Source organism: Paracoccus tibetensis (assembly GCF_900102505.1).
Classification (GTDB): domain Bacteria; phylum Pseudomonadota; class Alphaproteobacteria; order Rhodobacterales; family Rhodobacteraceae; genus Paracoccus; species Paracoccus tibetensis.
On record NZ_FMVT01000006.1, the window covers coordinates 221759 to 239469 of the forward strand.

17 protein-coding genes are annotated in these 17711 nt (G+C 68.8%); 10 read left to right on the forward strand and 7 right to left on the reverse strand.

The window, feature by feature from the left end; all coding sequences use genetic code 11:
- Window positions 1-2: 2 nt before the first annotated feature.
- The 3 genes from BLP73_RS10595 to BLP73_RS10605 are packed head-to-tail and all read left to right on the forward strand — an operon-like array spanning window position 3 to window position 2859.
- Entirely contained in the window at window positions 3-839 is an 837-nt protein-coding gene (locus tag BLP73_RS10595; protein ID WP_090743765.1) for a carbohydrate ABC transporter permease, read from the forward strand.
- Window positions 836-1858 carry a Gfo/Idh/MocA family protein gene (locus BLP73_RS10600; RefSeq protein WP_175453319.1) on the forward strand — a complete coding sequence of 341 codons (1023 nt, stop codon included), beginning with the start codon at window positions 836-838 and terminating at the stop codon, window positions 1856-1858. The genes BLP73_RS10595 and BLP73_RS10600 overlap by 4 nt, the downstream gene beginning before the upstream one ends.
- Window positions 1855-2859, forward strand: a complete 1005-nt coding sequence (locus BLP73_RS10605; RefSeq protein ID WP_090743768.1) for an ABC transporter ATP-binding protein — start codon at window positions 1855-1857, stop codon at window positions 2857-2859. The genes BLP73_RS10600 and BLP73_RS10605 overlap by 4 nt, the downstream gene beginning before the upstream one ends.
- A gap of 9 nt (window positions 2860-2868) precedes the next feature.
- Here the strand turns inward: BLP73_RS10605 and BLP73_RS10610 are convergent, their stop codons facing one another.
- The 5 genes from BLP73_RS10610 to BLP73_RS10630 are packed head-to-tail and all read right to left on the reverse strand — an operon-like array spanning window position 2869 to window position 7764.
- Window positions 2869-3462, reverse strand: coding sequence for a DJ-1/PfpI family protein (locus BLP73_RS10610; RefSeq protein WP_090743771.1), 594 nt, complete (start codon window positions 3460-3462; stop codon window positions 2869-2871).
- Window positions 3463-3519: 57 nt separating this feature from the next.
- Window positions 3520-4464, reverse strand: coding sequence for a substrate-binding domain-containing protein (locus BLP73_RS10615; RefSeq protein ID WP_245686626.1), 945 nt, complete (start codon window positions 4462-4464; stop codon window positions 3520-3522).
- 57 nt (window positions 4465-4521) lie between these two features.
- Entirely contained in the window at window positions 4522-5511 is a 990-nt protein-coding gene (locus tag BLP73_RS10620; RefSeq protein WP_090743777.1) for an ABC transporter permease, read from the reverse strand.
- Entirely contained in the window at window positions 5508-7076 is a 1569-nt protein-coding gene (locus BLP73_RS10625) for a sugar ABC transporter ATP-binding protein (RefSeq protein ID WP_090743780.1), read from the reverse strand. The genes BLP73_RS10620 and BLP73_RS10625 overlap by 4 nt, the downstream gene beginning before the upstream one ends.
- 1 nt (window position 7077) lies before the next feature.
- Window positions 7078-7764: a GntR family transcriptional regulator gene (locus BLP73_RS10630; RefSeq protein WP_090743783.1), complete on the reverse strand. Its 687-nt coding sequence runs from the start codon at window positions 7762-7764 to the stop codon at window positions 7078-7080.
- A 190-nt stretch (window positions 7765-7954) separates the two neighbouring features.
- Here BLP73_RS10630 and BLP73_RS10635 point away from each other — a divergent pair, with 190 nt between their 5' ends.
- Together BLP73_RS10635 and BLP73_RS10640 are read left to right on the forward strand one after the other, a co-directional pair.
- Window positions 7955-9136 (forward strand): iron-containing alcohol dehydrogenase, encoded by a 1182-nt coding sequence (locus tag BLP73_RS10635; protein ID WP_217630666.1) that lies wholly within the window; start codon window positions 7955-7957, stop codon window positions 9134-9136.
- An 11-nt stretch (window positions 9137-9147) separates the two neighbouring features.
- Window positions 9148-10602: an NAD-dependent succinate-semialdehyde dehydrogenase gene (locus BLP73_RS10640; RefSeq protein ID WP_090743789.1), complete on the forward strand. Its 1455-nt coding sequence runs from the start codon at window positions 9148-9150 to the stop codon at window positions 10600-10602.
- Between the two features lie 3 nt (window positions 10603-10605).
- Here the strand turns inward: BLP73_RS10640 and BLP73_RS10645 are convergent, their stop codons facing one another.
- Complete coding sequence (locus tag BLP73_RS10645) at window positions 10606-11382, reverse strand: FadR/GntR family transcriptional regulator (RefSeq protein WP_090743791.1); 777 nt, start codon at window positions 11380-11382, stop codon at window positions 10606-10608.
- A 138-nt stretch (window positions 11383-11520) separates the two neighbouring features.
- On the opposite strand from BLP73_RS10645, the gene BLP73_RS10650 reads away from it, so the two are divergent.
- The 4 genes from BLP73_RS10650 to dgoD all read left to right on the forward strand — a co-directional run bounded on the left by BLP73_RS10650 (window position 11521) and on the right by dgoD (window position 15636).
- Window positions 11521-12564 (forward strand): DctP family TRAP transporter solute-binding subunit, encoded by a 1044-nt coding sequence (locus tag BLP73_RS10650; protein WP_245686627.1) that lies wholly within the window; start codon window positions 11521-11523, stop codon window positions 12562-12564.
- A gap of 75 nt (window positions 12565-12639) precedes the next feature.
- Window positions 12640-13179, forward strand: a complete 540-nt coding sequence (locus BLP73_RS10655) for a TRAP transporter small permease (RefSeq protein WP_245686628.1) — start codon at window positions 12640-12642, stop codon at window positions 13177-13179.
- Window positions 13176-14450 carry a TRAP transporter large permease gene (locus BLP73_RS10660; protein ID WP_090743797.1) on the forward strand — a complete coding sequence of 425 codons (1275 nt, stop codon included), beginning with the start codon at window positions 13176-13178 and terminating at the stop codon, window positions 14448-14450. Before BLP73_RS10655 ends, BLP73_RS10660 begins: the two co-directional genes overlap by 4 nt.
- A gap of 13 nt (window positions 14451-14463) precedes the next feature.
- Window positions 14464-15636 (forward strand): galactonate dehydratase, encoded by a 1173-nt coding sequence (gene dgoD / locus BLP73_RS10665; protein ID WP_090743800.1) that lies wholly within the window; start codon window positions 14464-14466, stop codon window positions 15634-15636.
- Between the two features lie 15 nt (window positions 15637-15651).
- On the opposite strand, the gene BLP73_RS10670 is transcribed toward dgoD, so the two are convergent.
- On the reverse strand, window positions 15652-16638 hold the full coding sequence (locus tag BLP73_RS10670; RefSeq protein WP_090743803.1) for an aldo/keto reductase: 987 nt from the start codon (window positions 16636-16638) through the stop codon (window positions 15652-15654).
- Between the two features lie 113 nt (window positions 16639-16751).
- Here BLP73_RS10670 and BLP73_RS10675 point away from each other — a divergent pair, with 113 nt between their 5' ends.
- A complete protein-coding gene (locus BLP73_RS10675; RefSeq protein ID WP_090743948.1) occupies window positions 16752-17678 on the forward strand; it encodes an ArsR/SmtB family transcription factor in 927 nt (308 codons plus the stop codon).
- Window positions 17679-17711: the final 33 nt, after the last annotated feature.

The window sequence follows — 17711 nt, forward strand, 5'->3', positions numbered from 1 at the left end:
CGATGGCCGCCCGCCGCCCCCTGGCTCGCAGCATCGCCGCCCATGCGGTGCTGATCCTCTACACGCTGATCGCACTGTTTCCGGTCTTCGTGATCGTCATCAACAGCTTCAAGTCGCGCCGCGCGATCTTCGCCGAGCCTCTGGCTTTGCCCACGGCCGACAGCTTCGACCTGGTCGGCTACCGGACCGTGCTGGCGCAGGGGGATTTCGTTCTCTACTTCCAGAACTCGATGATCGTTACGTTGGTCAGCCTGTTCCTCGTCCTGCTGTTCGGGGCGATGGCTGCCTTCGCGCTGTCGGAATACCGCTTCCGGGGCAACAGCCTTGTCGGGCTTTATCTCGCGCTCGGGATCATGATCCCGATCCGGCTTGGGACGGTGGCGATCCTGCAGCTGATGGTCGCCTCGGGCCTCGTGAACACGCTGACGGCGCTGATCCTGGTCTACACGGCGCAGGGCCTGCCGCTGGCGGTCTTCATCCTGTCCGAGTTCATGCGCGGCGTCTCGGACGATCTGAAGAACGCCGGCCGGATCGACGGGCTGTCGGAATACCGCATCTTCTTCCGCCTGGTCCTGCCGCTGGTGCGGCCGGCCATGGCCACGGTCGCCGTCTTCACCATGATCCCGATCTGGAACGATTTGTGGTTCCCGCTGATCCTGGCGCCGTCGGAGGCGACGAAGACCCTGACCCTCGGCAGCCAGGTCTTCATCGGGCAGTTCGTGACCAACTGGAACGCGGTCCTCGCCGCGCTGTCGCTGGCGATCCTGCCGGTGCTGGTCCTCTACCTCATCTTCTCGCGTCAGCTGATCCGGGGCATCACCGCAGGAGCCGTCAAATGATCCGCACCCTCGTCGCCGGCCTCGGGAACATGGGCCTTTCCCACGCGCTGGCCTATGAGAGCAGCCCCGAGTTCCAGATCGTCGGCCTCGTGAACCGCAGCACGCCCGATCTGCCCGCGGCGCTGCGCGACCACGCGGTCGAGTGCGATTTCGCCGGCGCGCTGGCGCGACTGAAGCCGGACCTCGTCTCCATCGCCACCTATACGGACAGCCATGCCGACCTGGCCGTGGCGGCGATGGAGGCCGGGGCGCATGTTTTCGTCGAGAAGCCGCTGGCGACGACAGTGGCCGACGCGCAGCGCGTGGTGGATTGCGCGGTGGCGAACGGGCGCAAGCTGGTCGTCGGCTACATCCTGCGCCACCACCCGAGCTGGCAGCGCCTGATCGCCGAGGCGCGGGCGCTCGGCGGCCCCTATGTCTTCCGGCTGAACCTCAACCAGCAAAGCTCCGGCCCGACATGGGAGGTGCACAAGGCTCTGATGCAGACCACCCCGCCCATCGTCGATTGCGGCGTCCATTACGTCGACGTCATGTGCCAGATCACCGATGCGCCGCCGGTCGAGGTGCGCGGCATGGGCCTGCGCCTCTCGGACGAGATCGCTCCCGAGATGTACAACTACGGCCAATTCCAGGTGCTTTTCGCCGATGGCTCGGTCGGCTGGTACGAGGCGGGCTGGGGGCCGATGATGTCGGACACGGCCTTCTTCGTGAAGGATGTCGTCTCGCCCAAGGGCGCCGTCTCGATCCGCATGGCCGAGGACGCCCGTTCGGACGACATCGACACCCATACCCGCACGGCGACCTTGCGCCTGCACCGGGTCGGCACGGGCAGCGAGGACATCAGCATGGCGGGCGAGCCGGGGCATCAGCAGCTCTGCGAGGCCGAGGCCGCCTTCGTCGCCCGCGCCATCACCGAGGATCTGGACCTGTCGCGGCACATGCAGGATGCCGTGGCGTCGCTGGCGGTCTGCCTTGCCGCCGACGAGAGCGTTCGCTCGGGCGCGCCGGTGAAGCTGTGAGCGGCGCGCTGACCCTGACGGGTGTCTCCAAGTCCTTCGGCAAGACCGAGGTGATCCAGGACATCGACCTGACGGTGGAGCCGGGCGAGTTCTGCGTCTTCGTCGGCCCCTCGGGCTGCGGCAAGTCGATCCTCCTGCGGATGATCGCGGGGCTCGAGGATGTGACCACGGGCGAGGTCGCCATGAACGGCCGCCGCATAAACGAGCTGCCGCCGGCGAAGCGCGAGATCGCGATGGTCTTCCAGTCCTACGCCCTCTACCCGCACCTGACCGTGCGCGGGAACATGGGCCTTGCGCTGAAGCAGGCCGGCGAGGGGCGCGCCGCGATCGCCGCCGCCACCGACCGCGCCGCCGGGATGCTGTCGCTGCAGCCCCTGATGGAGCGGCGCCCGGCCGAGCTGTCGGGCGGGCAGCGCCAGCGCGTCGCAATCGGTCGCGCCATCGTGCGCCGGCCGAAGCTGTTCCTCTTCGACGAGCCGCTCTCGAACCTCGACGCGGCGCTGCGGGTGGCGACGCGGATCGAGATCGCGCGCCTGCACCGCGAGTTGGGCGCGACGATGATCTACGTCACCCACGACCAGATCGAGGCGATGACGCTGGCCGACAAGATCGTCGTCCTGCGCGCCGGCCGGATCGAGCAGGTCGGCCGGCCGATGGATCTCTACAACGACCCGGACAACATCTTCGTCGCCGGCTTCATCGGCAGCCCGCAGATGAACTTCCTGCCCGGCGGGCTCGTCGGCCTGTCCAGCGCGCAGGTCGGCATCCGGCCCGAGCATCTGACGATCTCGGCCGAGGCGGGGCAGATCGCCGGCCGCGTCAGCCATGTCGAGAAACTTGGCGGCGAGACGCTGACCTATGTCGCGGCCGAAACGCCGGGCCTTCTGACCGTGCGGCAGTTCGGCGAGCAGGACCACCGGGTGGACGCGCCGGTCTGGCTGACGCCCGATCCCCGCCGCATCCTGCATTTCGATGCCGAGGGTCGCCGCCTGCGCGGCTGACCCCCCGGCTCAGGCGCTCTCGTGGGTGATCTTGGTGCCCAGCACCTTCATGCATTCGCGCATGAAGGCCGCCAGCCCCGTCCAGCCCTTGGCCGAGACCATCGTGCCGTCGACATAGGCCTCGTGCGGCTTCACGTCGATATAGGTGCCGCCGGCCAGCGTCACCTCGGGCGCGCAGGCCCCCAAGGCGGCGACCTTCTTGCCGCGGATCACGCCATCGACCGCGACCAGGATCTGGACGCCGTGGCAGATGGTGAAGATCGGCTTCTGCGCCTCGTGGAAGTGGCGCACGATGTCCTGTATGCGGGGATCGGTGCGGATGTATTCCGGCCCGCGCCCGCCCGCGCAATAGACGGCGTCGTATTCGGCCGGATCGATCTCGGAGAACGTCTTGTTGATCTCGGCGAGGTGGCCGAAGCGCTCGATATAGGTCTGGTGCCCCTCGAAATCGTGCAGCGAGGTCTGGATCATCTCGCCCGCGTTCTTGTCGGGGCAGACGACGTGGACGGTATGGCCCACCGCCTCCATCCCCTGCTGGAAGACAAAGATTTCATATTCCTCGGTGAATTCACCGCACAGCATCAGGATCTTCTTGCCGCTCATTCTTCTTGCTCCTTGGATCGGATGGGCGGCCCGGGGTTGCCCGGGCCGCAAGTGGTCTCAGAACGGCGAGTCGGGGAAGTAGAACTGCTCGGCGTTCTCGGGGGTGATCAGCGGCGCATCCAGCAGAAACGAGCCGCGCATCGGCGCCTGCCCCGTGAACTGCGCCACGGTCATGTACATCGCGGTGGCGATCATCGAGGGCGGGTAGGGGGTCGAGATCGGGGTCATGGCGTTCTCCTCCATCACCATCTCGATCACCTGCTTCATGCCGTTGCCGCCGAGGGCGTAGCGGATGTCCTCGCGGCCCGACTGCTCGACCGCTTCCAGAACGCCCAGCAGCATGTCGTCGTCATTTGCCCAGACCGCGTCGATCTGCGGGTGCTTGGCGAGGTAGTCCTGCATCAGGGTGAAGGCCTCGTCCTGGTTCCAGTTGGCATACTGGATGTCGAGGATCTCGATATTGGTGCCGTCGATGACCTCGGTGAAGCCCTGGATGCGCTCGTCGTCGATCACGGTCGGAATGCCGCGCAGGACAACGATCTTGCCCTCGCCGCCCAGCTGCTCGGAGAGCCACTCGGCGGTGTTGTGCCCCACGGCGATGTTGTCGCCGGCGACATAGAGATCCTGGATGCTGTCATCGGCGAGGCCCCGGTCCACCACGGTGATGAAGGTGCCGGTGTCGCGCACGTTCTCGACCGGGCCGGTCAGCTCTTCCGAGGTGAAGGGCAGGATCACCAGCGCTGCCAGGTCGCGGGTCGAGGTCAGGTCTTCCAGCGCCGAGGCCTGGGCCGAGGCGGATTGCGCCGTCGACAGGACGATGTCGACGTTCGGGAAGGCCTCCTCGATCTGCCGCTCGGCCTCGGTCGCGTGATAGACGACGCCGCCGGTCCAGCCATGGGTCGCGGCCGGGATCGACACGGCGATGACGATGTCCCTTTCCTGCGCGGATGCAGCGGCGGTCAGTGCGGCAAGCGCCGCGCCGGTGGTGAGCAGTGTTTTCATTATCGTTTTCATGGTCTTCCTCCCTCTACTCTCTGCTTGAACAACCCTGCGCCCTCCTCAGCGCAGGAACCGGTGGGCGAGCATCGCGATGATGATGATGACGCCCTGCACCGCGGCCACGAGGTATTCCGACACCATGTCGGACAGCACCATGAGGTTCGCGATGGTCTCGATGATCAGGGCGCCTGCGATGGTGCCCCAGATCCGCCCGCGCCCGCCGCGCAGCATGGTGCCGCCGATGACGACCGCTGTGATGACCTGCAGCTCCCACAGCTGGCCGGTCGTGGGGGTCGCGGCGCCGAGGCGGGGGACGTAGCAGATCGCGGCGATGGCGACGCAGACGCCCTGCAGCACGAAGGCCATGGTCCGAACGCCGGCGACCGAGACGCCCGAGAAGCGCGCGACCTCGGGGTTGGCGCCCGCCGCCTGCACGCGCCGCCCGAACTTGGTGCGATACAGAAGGAACGCGCCCACAAGCACCACGGCCACGGTGATCCAGATCGGGATCGGCACGCCGAGGAAGCTGCCGAAATAGACCGGGCGGTAGGCGGCGCGCAGGTCGCGGTCGATGGGGATCGAGCCGCCGTCGGACATCCAAGTGATCAGCGCGCGGAAGATGCCCATCGTGCCAAGCGTGACGATGAAGGGTTCGATCTTGCCGATGGTGACCACGAGCCCGTTCAAAAGTCCGCAGAGCGCACCGACTATCAGGGCCACACCTGCGCCCATGAAGATGGCGCTTGCACCATAGGTCGGGGCGAGGCTGTTCATCACCAGGATCATCACCCCGGTCACGAAGGCCATCATCGAGCCGACCGACAGGTCCAGCCCGCCCGAGGCGATCACGAAGGTCGCCCCGATCGCGATGATGGCCACGAAGGCCGAGCGGGTGATGACATTGCCGAGGTTCGCGCTGGTCAGGAAGTTGCTGTTGATCAGCGCTCCGACCAGTACGATCACCGCCAGGGCGATCCACGGGCCGAGGTCGGACCAGCGGATCTGCCAGCCGTCGCGGCTGCGGGTCTGGGTCATCTCGACCGTGGTCATGGCGCTGCCTCCTGATGATCCTGGCGACTGCTGGTCGCGGCGTAGACGACGTTTTCCTCGGTGATCTGGTCGCCCGCGAACTCGGCGACGACGCGGCCTGCGCGCATCACGAGGACGCGGTCGGCAAGGCCCACCAGTTCGGACATCTCGGAAGAGATGACGACGCAGGCCCGCCCGTCCCGCACCAGCTTGTCGATGAAGTCGTAGATCTGGCTCTTGTTGCCGATGTCGATGCCGCGCGTCGGCTCGTCGATGATGACCACGGCGGGATCGGTCAGCATGATCTTGGCCAGCAGCAGTTTCTGCTGGTTGCCGCCCGACAGTTGCCCGGCCGTCAGCCGCAGGGACCGGACACGGATGTCGTATTCACTGACCGCCCCCTCCAGCGCGCGCGTCTCGCGGCCGGGATGCAGCATGACGCCGGGATGGGTCTCGGTCAGGGCGGCGAGGGTCAGGTTCTGGGCGAGGTCGCTGCCGAGCAGCAGCCCCTTTCCCTTGCGATCCTCGGTCAGATAGACGACGCCGCGCTTCTGCCAGGCCTTGACGCTGCGCTTGCTCACATCCTCGCCGCGCAGCGCGATGCGGCGGGCGGTGGCGGGGCGCAGGCCCATCAGCCCCTCGATCAGCTCGGTCCGGCCGGCGCCGATCATGCCGCCGATGCCCAGCACCTCGCCCGCGCGGATGGTCAGGCTCGCCTCCTGCCGGCCATGCTCGACCGACAGCGCCTCGATCTCCAGCAGCGTCTCGCCGGGGTCGGTGCGCTTGGGGGGATAAAGCATGTCGAGCCGCCGGCCGACCATTAGCTCGGCCATGCGGCGCTGGCTCATGCCGGCGGCGGGGAAGGTGCCGATCATCTGGCCGTCGCGCAAGACGGTGATGCGGTCGGCCAGTGCCTCGACCTCGTCCAGCCGATGCGAGATATAGAGGACCGCCGCGCCCGCGTCGCGCAGCTGGCGCACGATGGCCAGAAGCGCCGCGACCTCGTCATGGGCGAGAACGGCGGTCGGCTCGTCGAAGATCACCACCTTGCGCGGGTCCAGAAGCGCGCGGGCGATCTGCACCAGCTGGCGCTGCGCCAAGGGCAGGTCGCGCACCAGATCGCGGGGCCGGGCGACAGAGCCGATGCGGGCGAGGACCTCGCGCGTCCGGGCGTCCATCTGCCGGTCGCTGACCGTCCACCACGGCCCGATCTCGCGCCCGAGGAACAGGTTCTCCGCCACGGTCAGGTCGTCCGCCAGCAGGATCTCCTGATGCACCAGGACGATGCCGGCCTGTTCGGCCGTCGCGGCGTCGGGGAAGCTGACCGGGGCGCCTTCCAGCCGGATCTGGCCCACGGTCGGCGCGACATGGCCCGACAGCAGCTTCATCAGCGTGGACTTGCCCGCGCCGTTCTCGCCGATGACCGCGTGAACCTCGCCCGGTTGCAGCGACAGATCGACGCCCGACAGGACGGTAATTGCCCCGTAGGTCTTGCCGAGGCCCTGAACCTCAAGGACGGGCGGCAAGCCGGGATCGGTCGCGGAGCTGGAGGGCTCCGCGGCATGGATGATGCTCAATCGGGTCATGTCAGTCGAAGGCCGGGATCAGGCGATCGCGAGATCGGGTGATATGGGACAGCATCGCCTCGCGCGCGGCAGGACCGTCGCCGGCGCGGAAGGCGGACAGAAGCGCCTCGTGCTCCTCCAGCGCCTCTTGGGTGACGCGGCTGTGGAACATCAGTCGGAAGATGTGGACATGGACGTGGTTGTTGAACAGCGCGGCGCGCACGACCTCGTTGCCGGCGACGCGCATGATCTCGTCGTGAAAGCGGGCATCGGCGCGGGCGAAGCGGGAATAGCGGCTGGTGCGGTCCACCGGCGTCTCGCCATTGCCCATGTCGGCGGCGCGCTGTTCCAGCAGGGCCAGCGTCTCGGGCGTCAGCCGTTCGGCGGCCCGAGCCGCACCCTCGGGTTCCAGCTGCAGGCGGAAGTCGTAGAGATTCTCGAACTCCTTGCGGGTCAGCTGGGGCGCGGCCGAGTAGCCGATCAGATGCGCCTTGCGGACCAGTCCCTCGCGCTCTAGCCGGCTCAGGGCCTCGCGCACTGGGGTCTGCGAGACATCCATCTCGCGGGCCAGCTGGTCGATGGCGAGGCGGGCGCCGGGGGCAAAATCCAGCGACATCAGCCGTTCGTAGATGCTGTTGTAGACGCCTTCGACCACGCTGACGGGGCGAATGGCGGCCCGTCCGGCCTCTCGCATCAATGCCTGTGCCATCTTCGTCCTCTTCTCCTCGGGCCTCCGCCAGTGGCGGCTCCTCGGCCCGATCGCGTGCCCTGTCGCGATCCCTGTTGACATATGACTTGCAAAAGCCATACCCGATGTCAAATACTTTATCGTATACGATATGATAAAAGCGTCGCCGGGAGGCGGCGTTCAGGGGAGGGAACGCGGGATGTACGGAATCATGAGAGCGCCGAGAGAGGTGCTGTTCGGCGCCGGGCAGCGCCACGCGCTTGGTCGGGTCGCGGCGCGGCTTGGCCAGCGCGCGCTGGTCGTGACCGACGAGCGGCTGGCGGCAGATGGCGACTTCCGCATGATGCTGGCCGCGCTCGAGGCCGAGGGCCTGGCCGTGCAGATCGAGGCGGGCACGCTGCCGGACGTTCCCGCGGCCTCGGCCGAAGCCGCGGCCGGGCGCGCACGCGGCTTTGCCCCGGACCTCGTGATCGGCATCGGCGGGGGCTCGTGCCTCGACATGGCGAAATGCCTTGCGCTGCTGCTGACGCATGGCGGCCGGCCGCAGGATTATTATGGCGAGCTGAAGGTGCCGCCTCCGGTCCTGCCGATCATCGCGGTGCCGACGACCGCGGGCACCGGCTCGGAGGTCACGCCGGTCGCGGTGCTGTCGGATGACGAGCGGGTGCTGAAGGTCGGGATCTCCAGCCCCTTCCTCATCCCGACCGCGGCGATCTGCGATCCCGACCTGACCGCCACCTGCCCCGCGATGCTGACCGCCATCGCGGGCGCCGACGCGATGACCCATGCTATCGAGGCGCTGACGGCGATCCGGCGCGCGCCCGATCCGCTGCTGGCCCAGAACCGGGTCTTCGTGGGCAAGAACACCGTCTCGGACCGTTTCGCGCTGGAGGCGATCGAACTGCTCTGGCACGCGCTGCCGCGCGCCGTCGAGGACGGCGAGGACGTCGACGCGCGCGAGGCGGTGATGCTGGGCGCGCTGAAGGCGGGGCTTGCCTTCGGCGTCGCAGGGACGGCTGCGGCCCATGCGATCCAGTATCCCATCGGCGCGCTGACCCACACGGCGCACGGGCTGGGAGTGGCCTGCCTCATGCCCTATGTCCTCGCCTGGAACCGCCCGGCCATCGGCCCCGAACTGGCCGCCATCGCCGCCGCGGCGGGGTTGGACGAGGCGTCCGAGGTCATCCCGGCGCTGTCCGCGATGTTCGCGCGGATCGGCATTCCCCGCTCGCTCGGCGCGCTCGGGCTGGACGAGGGGCGCCTGGACTGGGTGGCCGAGCAGTCCTGCGGCATCGCCCGCCTGATCCAGAACAACCCGCGCCCCATCTCGCTGGACGAGATGCGCCAGCTTGTCGGCACCGCCTTCCACGGCGACCGCAGCCTCGTTCACTAAGGAAAACCGCCATGAGCTTCGATCACCCCACGGACGACCCCGCCGCCCATGCCCGCGGCCTCTACATCGGCGGGCGCTGGCTGCCCGGCGGCGGCATTCCCGTCATCGACCCCTCGACCGGCAGCGCGCTGGCCGAGGTGCCGGACGCCGCGCGCGCCGATGCCGCCGCCGCGGTGGAGGCCGCCGCCGCCGCCGCGCCAGGCTGGCGCGCCACCCCCACCCGCCAGCGCGCCGAGATCCTGCGCCGCTGGTTCACCCTGTTCACCGAACGGGCCCAGGAGTTCGCGCGCCTCATCTCGCTGGAGAACGGCAAGGCGCTGCCCGACGCGCGGGGCGAGGTTGCCTATGCGGCCGAGTTCTTCCGCTGGTATGCCGAGGAGGCCGTGCGGGTGCCCGGCGAATACCGCACCGCCCCCTCGGGCGCGCACCGCATCCTCGTGGACCACGAGCCCATCGGCATCTGCGTGCTGATCACCCCGTGGAACTTCCCGGCCGCGATGGCGACGCGCAAGATCGCCCCGGCCCTGGCGGCGGGCTGCACGGTCATCCTGAAGCCCGCGTCCGAGACCCCGCTCACCGCCTATGCGATGGCCGCCCTGGGCGAGGAGGCGGGCGTGCCGCCGGGCGTGGTGAACGTCCTGACCACCACGCAGCCCGGCCCGGTGGTCGAGGCGATGCTGGCCGATCCGCGCGTCCGCAAGCTGTCCTTCACCGGCTCGACGGGCGTCGGGCGGACGCTGTTGGCGGGTGCGGCGCGGACGGTCGCCAGCTGCTCGATGGAGCTGGGCGGGAACGCGCCCTTCCTCGTCTTCGACGACGCCGACCTGGAGGCCGCGCTGGACGGCGCGATGATCGCCAAGATGCGCAACGCGGGCGAGGCCTGCACGGCGGCCAACCGCTTCTACGTGCAGGCCGGCATCCACGACGCCTTCGTCGACGGGCTAACCCGGCGCATGGCGGCGCTGCGGATCGGGCCGGGCACGGGCGAGGGCGTGCAGGTCGGGCCGATGATCACCGCCAAGGCCGTCGAGAAGATCGACCGGCTGGTGACCGAGGCCGTCGCGCGCGGGGCCACCGCCACGACCGGGGGCGCGCCGCTGGAAGGGCCGGGCTTTTTCTACCCGCCGACCGTGCTGCGCGACGTGCCCGTGAACGCTGCCCTCGCGCAGGAGGAGATCTTCGGCCCCGTCGCCCCCGTCTTCCGCTTCGAGACCGAGGACGAGGCCGTGCGCCTGGCCAACGACACCGAATACGGGCTGGCCGCTTATGTCTATTCGCGTGATCTGGGACGGGCGATGCGCGTCGGCGGGCGGATCGAGAGCGGCATGATCGGCATCAACCGCGGCCTCATGTCCGACCCGGCCGCGCCCTTCGGCGGCGTCAAGCAGAGCGGCCTCGGCCGCGAGGGCGGCGTGCACGGCATCCTCGAGTTCATGGAGCCGAAATACTACGCGCTGAACCTCTGACGCTCAGGCCCGCGGGCGCAGGCGCTCGGCGACGCTGCGGTTCAGCTCCAGCATGGAGGCCATCGCGGTGCGCGCGGCGGACGCGTCGCGCGCGGCAATGGCCTCGGCCACGGCGATATGCCCCTCGCGGCTGACGCGCTCGTTGCTGTCGTCGGCCACGCCCAGCTCGTAGGAGACGCGCAGCATCGTCAGGATCAGCTGGCGCATCTGCCGCATCACGTCGTTGCCGGTCATGTCGAACAGCGTGACGTGGAACTGGCAGTCGGCCGCGAACAGCGCCTCGACATCCTCCTCGGCCGGGTGCATCGCCTGCGCGGCCGCCAGCAGCGTCTCGATCTGGCGGGCCGAGGCGCGCTCGGCGGCCAAGGCCGCCGCGGCCGGCTCGATGATGCTGCGCAGCTCGGTCGTCTCGGCGAAGATGCGGCGGATGCGCGGGTGGTCGGGCGCGTGCCAGGCGACCACGTCGGCGTCGATCAGGTTCCACTCGTCCACCGGGCGGACCCGCGTGCCGTACCGGCGCGCCGTCCGCAGAAGGCGCTTGCCCGACAGGACCTTGACCGCGTCGCGCACCGTGGCGCGGCTGACGCCCAGGCTCTCGGCCAGCTCGCCCTCGGTCGGCATCACCTCGCCCTCGCGGTAGACATCGCTGGCGATGCGCCGGCCGAGCGCCTCGACCGCCTGCTTGGCCGCGCCCGTCGGCAGGGACGAGGCAAATTCGCTCGGGATCTTCAGGTCCAGCACGCGGCGCGCGCTGCCGTTCGGCCGTTGCGAGATGTCCATGTCAAATCCGCCTTTACATCTGATCTAGAGCGCGTCATCATCTGACCTATGTAGCCCCGTGCGGGCTGCCATGGCAACGGCCGGAGCGGGTGGAGGACCTGATGCCGGATCAACCGAGCCCCAAGGGAGGATGACATGATGACATTCAGAACCGCGTTCTGCGCGGCGGCTTTGGCTGCAAGCGTCAGCGTCTTCGGCCTGGCCGAGGCCGAGGCGATGGAGATTAAGTTCGGGATCGGCATGCCCGAGGGCGACTCGCCCGAATACAACGCCCTCGTGCGCTTCAAGGACTATGTCGAGTTCAAGACCAACGGCGAGATCACCGTCCGCCTGTTTCCCAACAACCAGCTGGGCGGCGAGCGCGAGATGATTGAGATGGTCCAGCAGGGCAGCCTCGAGCTGTCCTTCCCGGCGGACGGTGCGATGGCCGGTTTTTACCCACCCATGCAGGTCTGGTCGATTCCCTATCTCTTCGAGTCCGCCCCCGTCGCTTGGCGCGTGCTGGAGAGCGAGTTTGCGGACCGCATGCGCGACGACATCCTGGAGCAGACCGGCATCCGCGCGCTGGCCTTCTCGCAGAACGGGTTTCGGTCCTTCACCAACAACGTCCGCCCGATCATCGAGCCCGCCGACATGGCCGGGCTGAAGATCCGCACGATGGAAAGCCCGGTCTACATGGAGATGGTCGGCGCGCTCGGCGCGACCGCCGTGCCGATCAGCGGGGCCGAGGTCGTGATGGCCCTGCGCCAGGGCGTGGTGGACGGGCAGGAGAACCCGCCGGCCGTCGTCTATACCGGCGGGCATGGCGAGGTGCAGCGCTACTACACGCTGAACGAGCACACCTTCGGCCTGCATGTCGTGATCGCCAACGAGGACTGGTTCGCCTCGCTTGAGCCCGGCCACCAGCAGGTGATCCAGGACGCGGCCAAGCTGATGGCCTGGACCGAGAACCTGCAGAAGACCGAGGGCGACTGGCGCTTCAGCCGCCAGCTGGCCGACGAGATGGGGATGGAGATCCACGTCTCGACCCCCGAGGAGAAGGCGGCCTTCCGCGACATCGCCCAGCCCCCGGTCCTGTCCTTCATCCGCAGCAATGTCGGCGACGAGCTGGTCGACGAGTTGCTGGCGGTCGTCGAGGAAACGAAGGCCACGCTTTACGGCGCGCAGACGCCGGCCGAGTGACCTTCCCCGCGCTCTGCCCGGCTGCGCCACTCGCGGTCGGGCAGGGACCTTTCCCTCAGACACGATGATGTTCCCATGACGCAGGCTGCCACATCGGCCGCGCGGCTTCTGGCGCGCAGCACCGAGATCCTCGCCGCGCTGCTGCTGATCGCGGTGACGATCCTGAACCTCACCCAGGTCGGCGGGCGCTACCTCTTCGCGACCGGCTTCAGCTGGACCGAGGAGGTGATGCGCTACATGATGATCTGGCTGATGATGCTCGGCAGCGTCGCCTGCATCTTCCGGGTCGAGCATATGGGCATCGAGGCGCTGGAGACGCTGGTCCCGGCCCATCGCGTCGCCCTGGTGAAGTCCGCGCTCTACTCCGTCGCCGCGATCTTCTGCGTCGTGATCCTGGTCTATGGCTGGCCGCTGGCCATGCGGAACGCCGCGCAGGTCGCGCCCGCCTCACGCATCCCGATGATCATCCCCTACCTGGCGCTGCCCGTGGGCGCGGCCCTCATGCTGGTGCAGATCGCGCTCAGCTGGCTTTCGGGCTTCGAGCCCGAGGGCGACCAGACCGGCGGCGGCGATGTCGGCACCCCCGCCAGCGACCGCGAGAGGGGCGTGCAATGATCTGGGTCGGCGGTGCCGGCCTCGGGCTTCTCTTCATCGGCGTGCCGGTGGCCTTCGCGCTCGGCCTTGCCGGCATGCTGGGCGTCTGGCTGTCGGGCATCCCGCTCAGCGTGACGGCGACGCGGCTCTTCACGGGCGTCGACAGCTTCGTCTTCCTGGCGGTGCCCTTCTACATCCTGGCAGCCGAGATCATGAGCCAGGGCGGCATCACCGCGCGGCTGATCTCGATCGCCTCCATGGCGACGGGCTGGCTGCGCGGCGGGACGGCCTATGCCAATATCGGCACCTCGGTCATGTTCGCGGGCATCTCGGGCTCGGCGGTGGCCGATGCGGCGGCGCTTGGCCGGGTCTTCACCGAGGAGATGCCGAAGGAGGGATACACGCGCGAGTATTCCGCCGCCGTCACCGCCGCCTCGTCGATCATCGGGCCGATCATCCCGCCCTCGGGCCTTGCGATCATCATGGCGGCGGTCACGGGACTGTCGGTCATCGACCTCTTTCTGGCCGGCATCGGGCCGGGCCTGCTGATGGCCGCCGCCTGCGCGGCCGTCGTGGCCATCGGCGCGCTGCGCGGGCAGCTGCCGCGCCCGCGCCGCCGGGCGCCCACCGGCGAGAGCGCGGCGAAGATGACCATCGAGGCGCTCGCGGTCATCACCCTGCCGGTCATCATCGTCGGCGGCATGATCGCCGGGATATACACCGCGACCGAGGGCGGCGGCATCGCCGTCGTCTACGCCATCTTCCTGTCGGTCGTCGTCTTCCGCGCCATGACGCTGCACGGGCTGTGGCTGGCGTTCCTGCGCGCGGCGCGCACCTCGGCCAGCATCTACCTGCTGGTCGCCGCCGCCACGATCCTCTCCTACGCGCTGAACCTTCTGGGCATCGCCTCCTGGGTGGCCGGGACCGCCAGCATCTTCCAGGACAGCCCGATCCTGTTCCTCTTCGCCGTGGCGCTGCTGATGCTGGTCCTCGGCACCTTCCTCGACATCGGCGCCGCCATCCTGATCTTCGCGCCGCTGCTGATGCCGGTGGTGCGCGAGCTGGGAATCGACCCGCTGCAAGCCGCCATGGTCATCATGCTGACGCTGGCGATGGGCCTCGTGACGCCGCCGGTGGGGGTGGTGCTGTTCGTCGTCATGCGCGTCGGGCGGATCGGGCTCATCCCGCTGATGCGGGCGCTGGTCCCGTTCCTCATCGCCCAGCTTGTCGCCATCGCGATCATCTGCCTCGTGCCCGGCATCTCGTCCTGGCTGCCCAGCCTTCTCAACTGACGGAACGTCCCCCATGAAGATCACCGGCATCAGCACCACGGTCGTGAACGCGATCCACCGCAACTGGATCTTCGTGAAGGTCCAGACCGACCAGCCGGGCTTGCATGGCTGGGGCGAGGCGACGCTGGAATGGAAGACCCGCGCCGTCTGCGGCGCCGTCGAGGACCTCGCCCCCTTCGTCATCGGCGAGGACCCCCGCCGGATCGAGCACATCTTCGCCAGGATGACCCGCTTCAGCTTCTGGCCGCTCGGCGCGATCGGCCTGTCGGCAGTTTCGGCGATCGACCAGGCGCTGTGGGACATCAAGGCCAAGGATCTCGGCGTTCCGGTCTGGCAGCTTCTGGGCGGGCAGGTCCGCGACAAGGTGCGCGTCTACACCCACCTGCGCCGCGCGAAGATCGGCGCGCAGGTCGGCACCGAGGACATCGGCGCCTTCTGCGACGCGGTGCAGGAAACCGTCGAGATGGGCTACAACGCGGTAAAGCTGGGCTTCGTGCCCTATTGCGGCTACGAGGCCGAACTGCGCGACGTGCTGCATGTCGAGAAGACGGCGCAGGCCGTACGCGAACGGGTCGGCGAGGGCGTCGCCATCATGACCGACTTCCACGGCCGCCCCGCCTCGGTCGAGGCTGCCCGCGCCTTCATCGAGGTCATCGCGCCCATTCGCCCCCTCTTCGTGGAAGAGCCGATCCAGCCCGGCAACGCCGCCGCCATGGCCGATCTGTCCCGCCGCGTGTCCTGCCCGCTGGCCACCGGCGAGCGGCTCTTCACCCCGCGCGAGTTTGCAGAACTCGCCGAGTTGCGCGCCGTCAGCCATGTCCAGCCCGACCTCAGCCATTGCGGCGGGCTGACTGGCGGGCGTCGCATCGCGGCCATCGCGGAGGCCGGGCAGATGGGCATCGCCCCGCACAACCCGATGGGCCCGGTGGCGGGCGCCGTCGCGCTGCATTTCGACGTCGCGACCCCGAACTTCCTGATCCAGGAAGAGGCGGTGGGTCTCGTGCCTTGGTTCGACGAGGTGTTCGCGCACCCGATGCGGCTTCAGGACGGCTGCTGGACCATCCCCGACGGCCCCGGCCTCGGCATCGAGATCAATGAGGCCGCCGCCGCCCGCCACCCGTTCCAGCCCGAGGTCGTGCCCGCGCTGGACGCCATCCTGCCGGACGGCACCATCGCCAACTGGTGAGGGCGCCGCCGCGCCTCACCAAAGCTGGTGAACATGCGGCGCGATCCGCGCCCGGTAAAGCTCGCGCAGCGTGGCCATCACCTCGGGCGGCAGCGGGGCCAGATCGCTGGCCGCGGCGTTGCCCTGCGCCTGCGCCGCCGTCCGGGCGCCGGGGATGACGACGCTTACCGCCTCTTCCATCAGGATCCAGCGCAGCGCGAACTGCGCCATCGGCACTCCCTCGGGCACCAGCGCCCGCAGCTCCTCGACCACCTCGAGCGCCAGGTCGAAGGGCACGCCCGCGAAGGTCTCGCCCTTGTCGAAGGCCTCGCCGTTGCGGTTGAAGGCGCGGTGATCGTCCGCCGCGAAGGCCGTTGTCGCGCTCATCTTGCCGGTCAGCAGCCCCGAGGCCAGCGGCACGCGCACGATCACGGCGACGCCCCGCGCCTGCGCCTCGCGGAAGAACAGCGCGGCGGGGCGCTGGCGGAAGATGTTGTAGATGATCTGGACCGAGGCGACGCCCGGGTACTCGATCGCCTTCAGCCCCTCCTCGACCTTCTCGACCGAGACGCCGTAACGGGCAAGCTTGCCGTCCGCGACCAGGTCGTCCAGCGCGGCGAAGACCTCTGGGCGGTAGAAGACCTCGGTCGGCGGGCAGTGGAGTTGCAGCAGGTCCAGCCGCTCGGTCCCGAGGTTGCGCAGCGAACGCTCGACAAAGCCCGCAAGCGCTTCCTTGGTGTAGCCGTCGGCGGTGTGCGGCGACAGGCGCCGGCCGGCCTTGGTGGCGACGAAGGGCCGGGCGCCGCCGCGTTCCTTCAGCACCTCGGCGATGATCCGTTCCGACCGGCCGTCGCCATAGACGTCGGCCGTGTCGATGAAGCTGGTGCCGGCGTCGAGCGCCGCGTGCAGGGCCGCCCGCGCATCCGCTTCGGACACCTCGCCCCAGGAGCCGCCGATGGCCCATGCGCCGAAGCCGATCTCGGACACGGTGCGGCCGGTGCTGCCGAACTTGCGTTCCTTCATATCGTCTCTCCTCCTGCCTTGCGGGCGCGAAGCTCCGCCGCGCCGCCACACAGTTCGCTTGATTGGATCAGGAACCCTGATATTCATCGTGGAACCTGAACCGCCGCGTGATCATGAGCAACCAGATAATCGTCGTCGACCCGCTCGAGCGCCCGGACATCCTGCGCAGCCTTGCCAGCGAGGTGCGGGTCCGCATCCTCGAGCACCTGACCAGGAAGGGGCCGCGGAACGTGAACCAGGTCGCGGACGAGCTGGACCTGCCGCAGTCCACCGTCTCGTCCAACATCCAGGTGCTGGTGGATGCGGGCCTTGTACAGACCCGCTCGGAGAAGGGGCGCAAGGGCAGCCAGAAGATCTGCCATTCGACCTTCACCGAACTGCTGATCGCCTTCAAGGACCGCGAGCCCGCGCAGGCGGCGGACACGATCGACGTGGCCATGCCCATCGGCCTATACACCCGCGCCGAGGTCTCGGCGCCCTGCGGTCTCTGCTCGCCCGAAGGGGTGATCGGGCTTCTGGACGTGCCGGACACCTTCCTCGACCCAGACCGGATGCGGGCGGGGCTTTTGTGGTTCACCCGCGGCTTCGTGGAATACCAGTTCCCCAACAACGCCAAGCTCGCCGGCACCGCCGTCGCCGCACTGGAACTGTCGGTCGAGCTGTCATCCGAGGTGCCGGGCACGGCGAAGAACTGGCCCTCGGACATCACCGCGGTCATCAACGGGCGCGAGATCGACACCTGGACCTCGCCGGGCGACTTCGGGGACAAGCGCGGCAAGTTCACGCCCGACTGGTGGAAGCTGGCCGGCTCGCAATATGGCGATCTGAAGCGCTGGCGGGTGACGGCCGAGGGCACGTTCCGCGACGGGCAGCGCGTGTCGGACTGCCGGCTGGCGGACCTGGGGCTGAACGATCACCGCTCGATCCGCGTCCGCATCGGCGTCAAGGAGGACGCGCGGCACCCCGGCGGCCTCAACATCTTCGGCCGCGGCTTCGGCAACCATGACCAGGACATCACGCTGCGTCTCGTGAGGGGCTAGGGCTCGCCTGTTTCTTCTTGACCTGACCACATC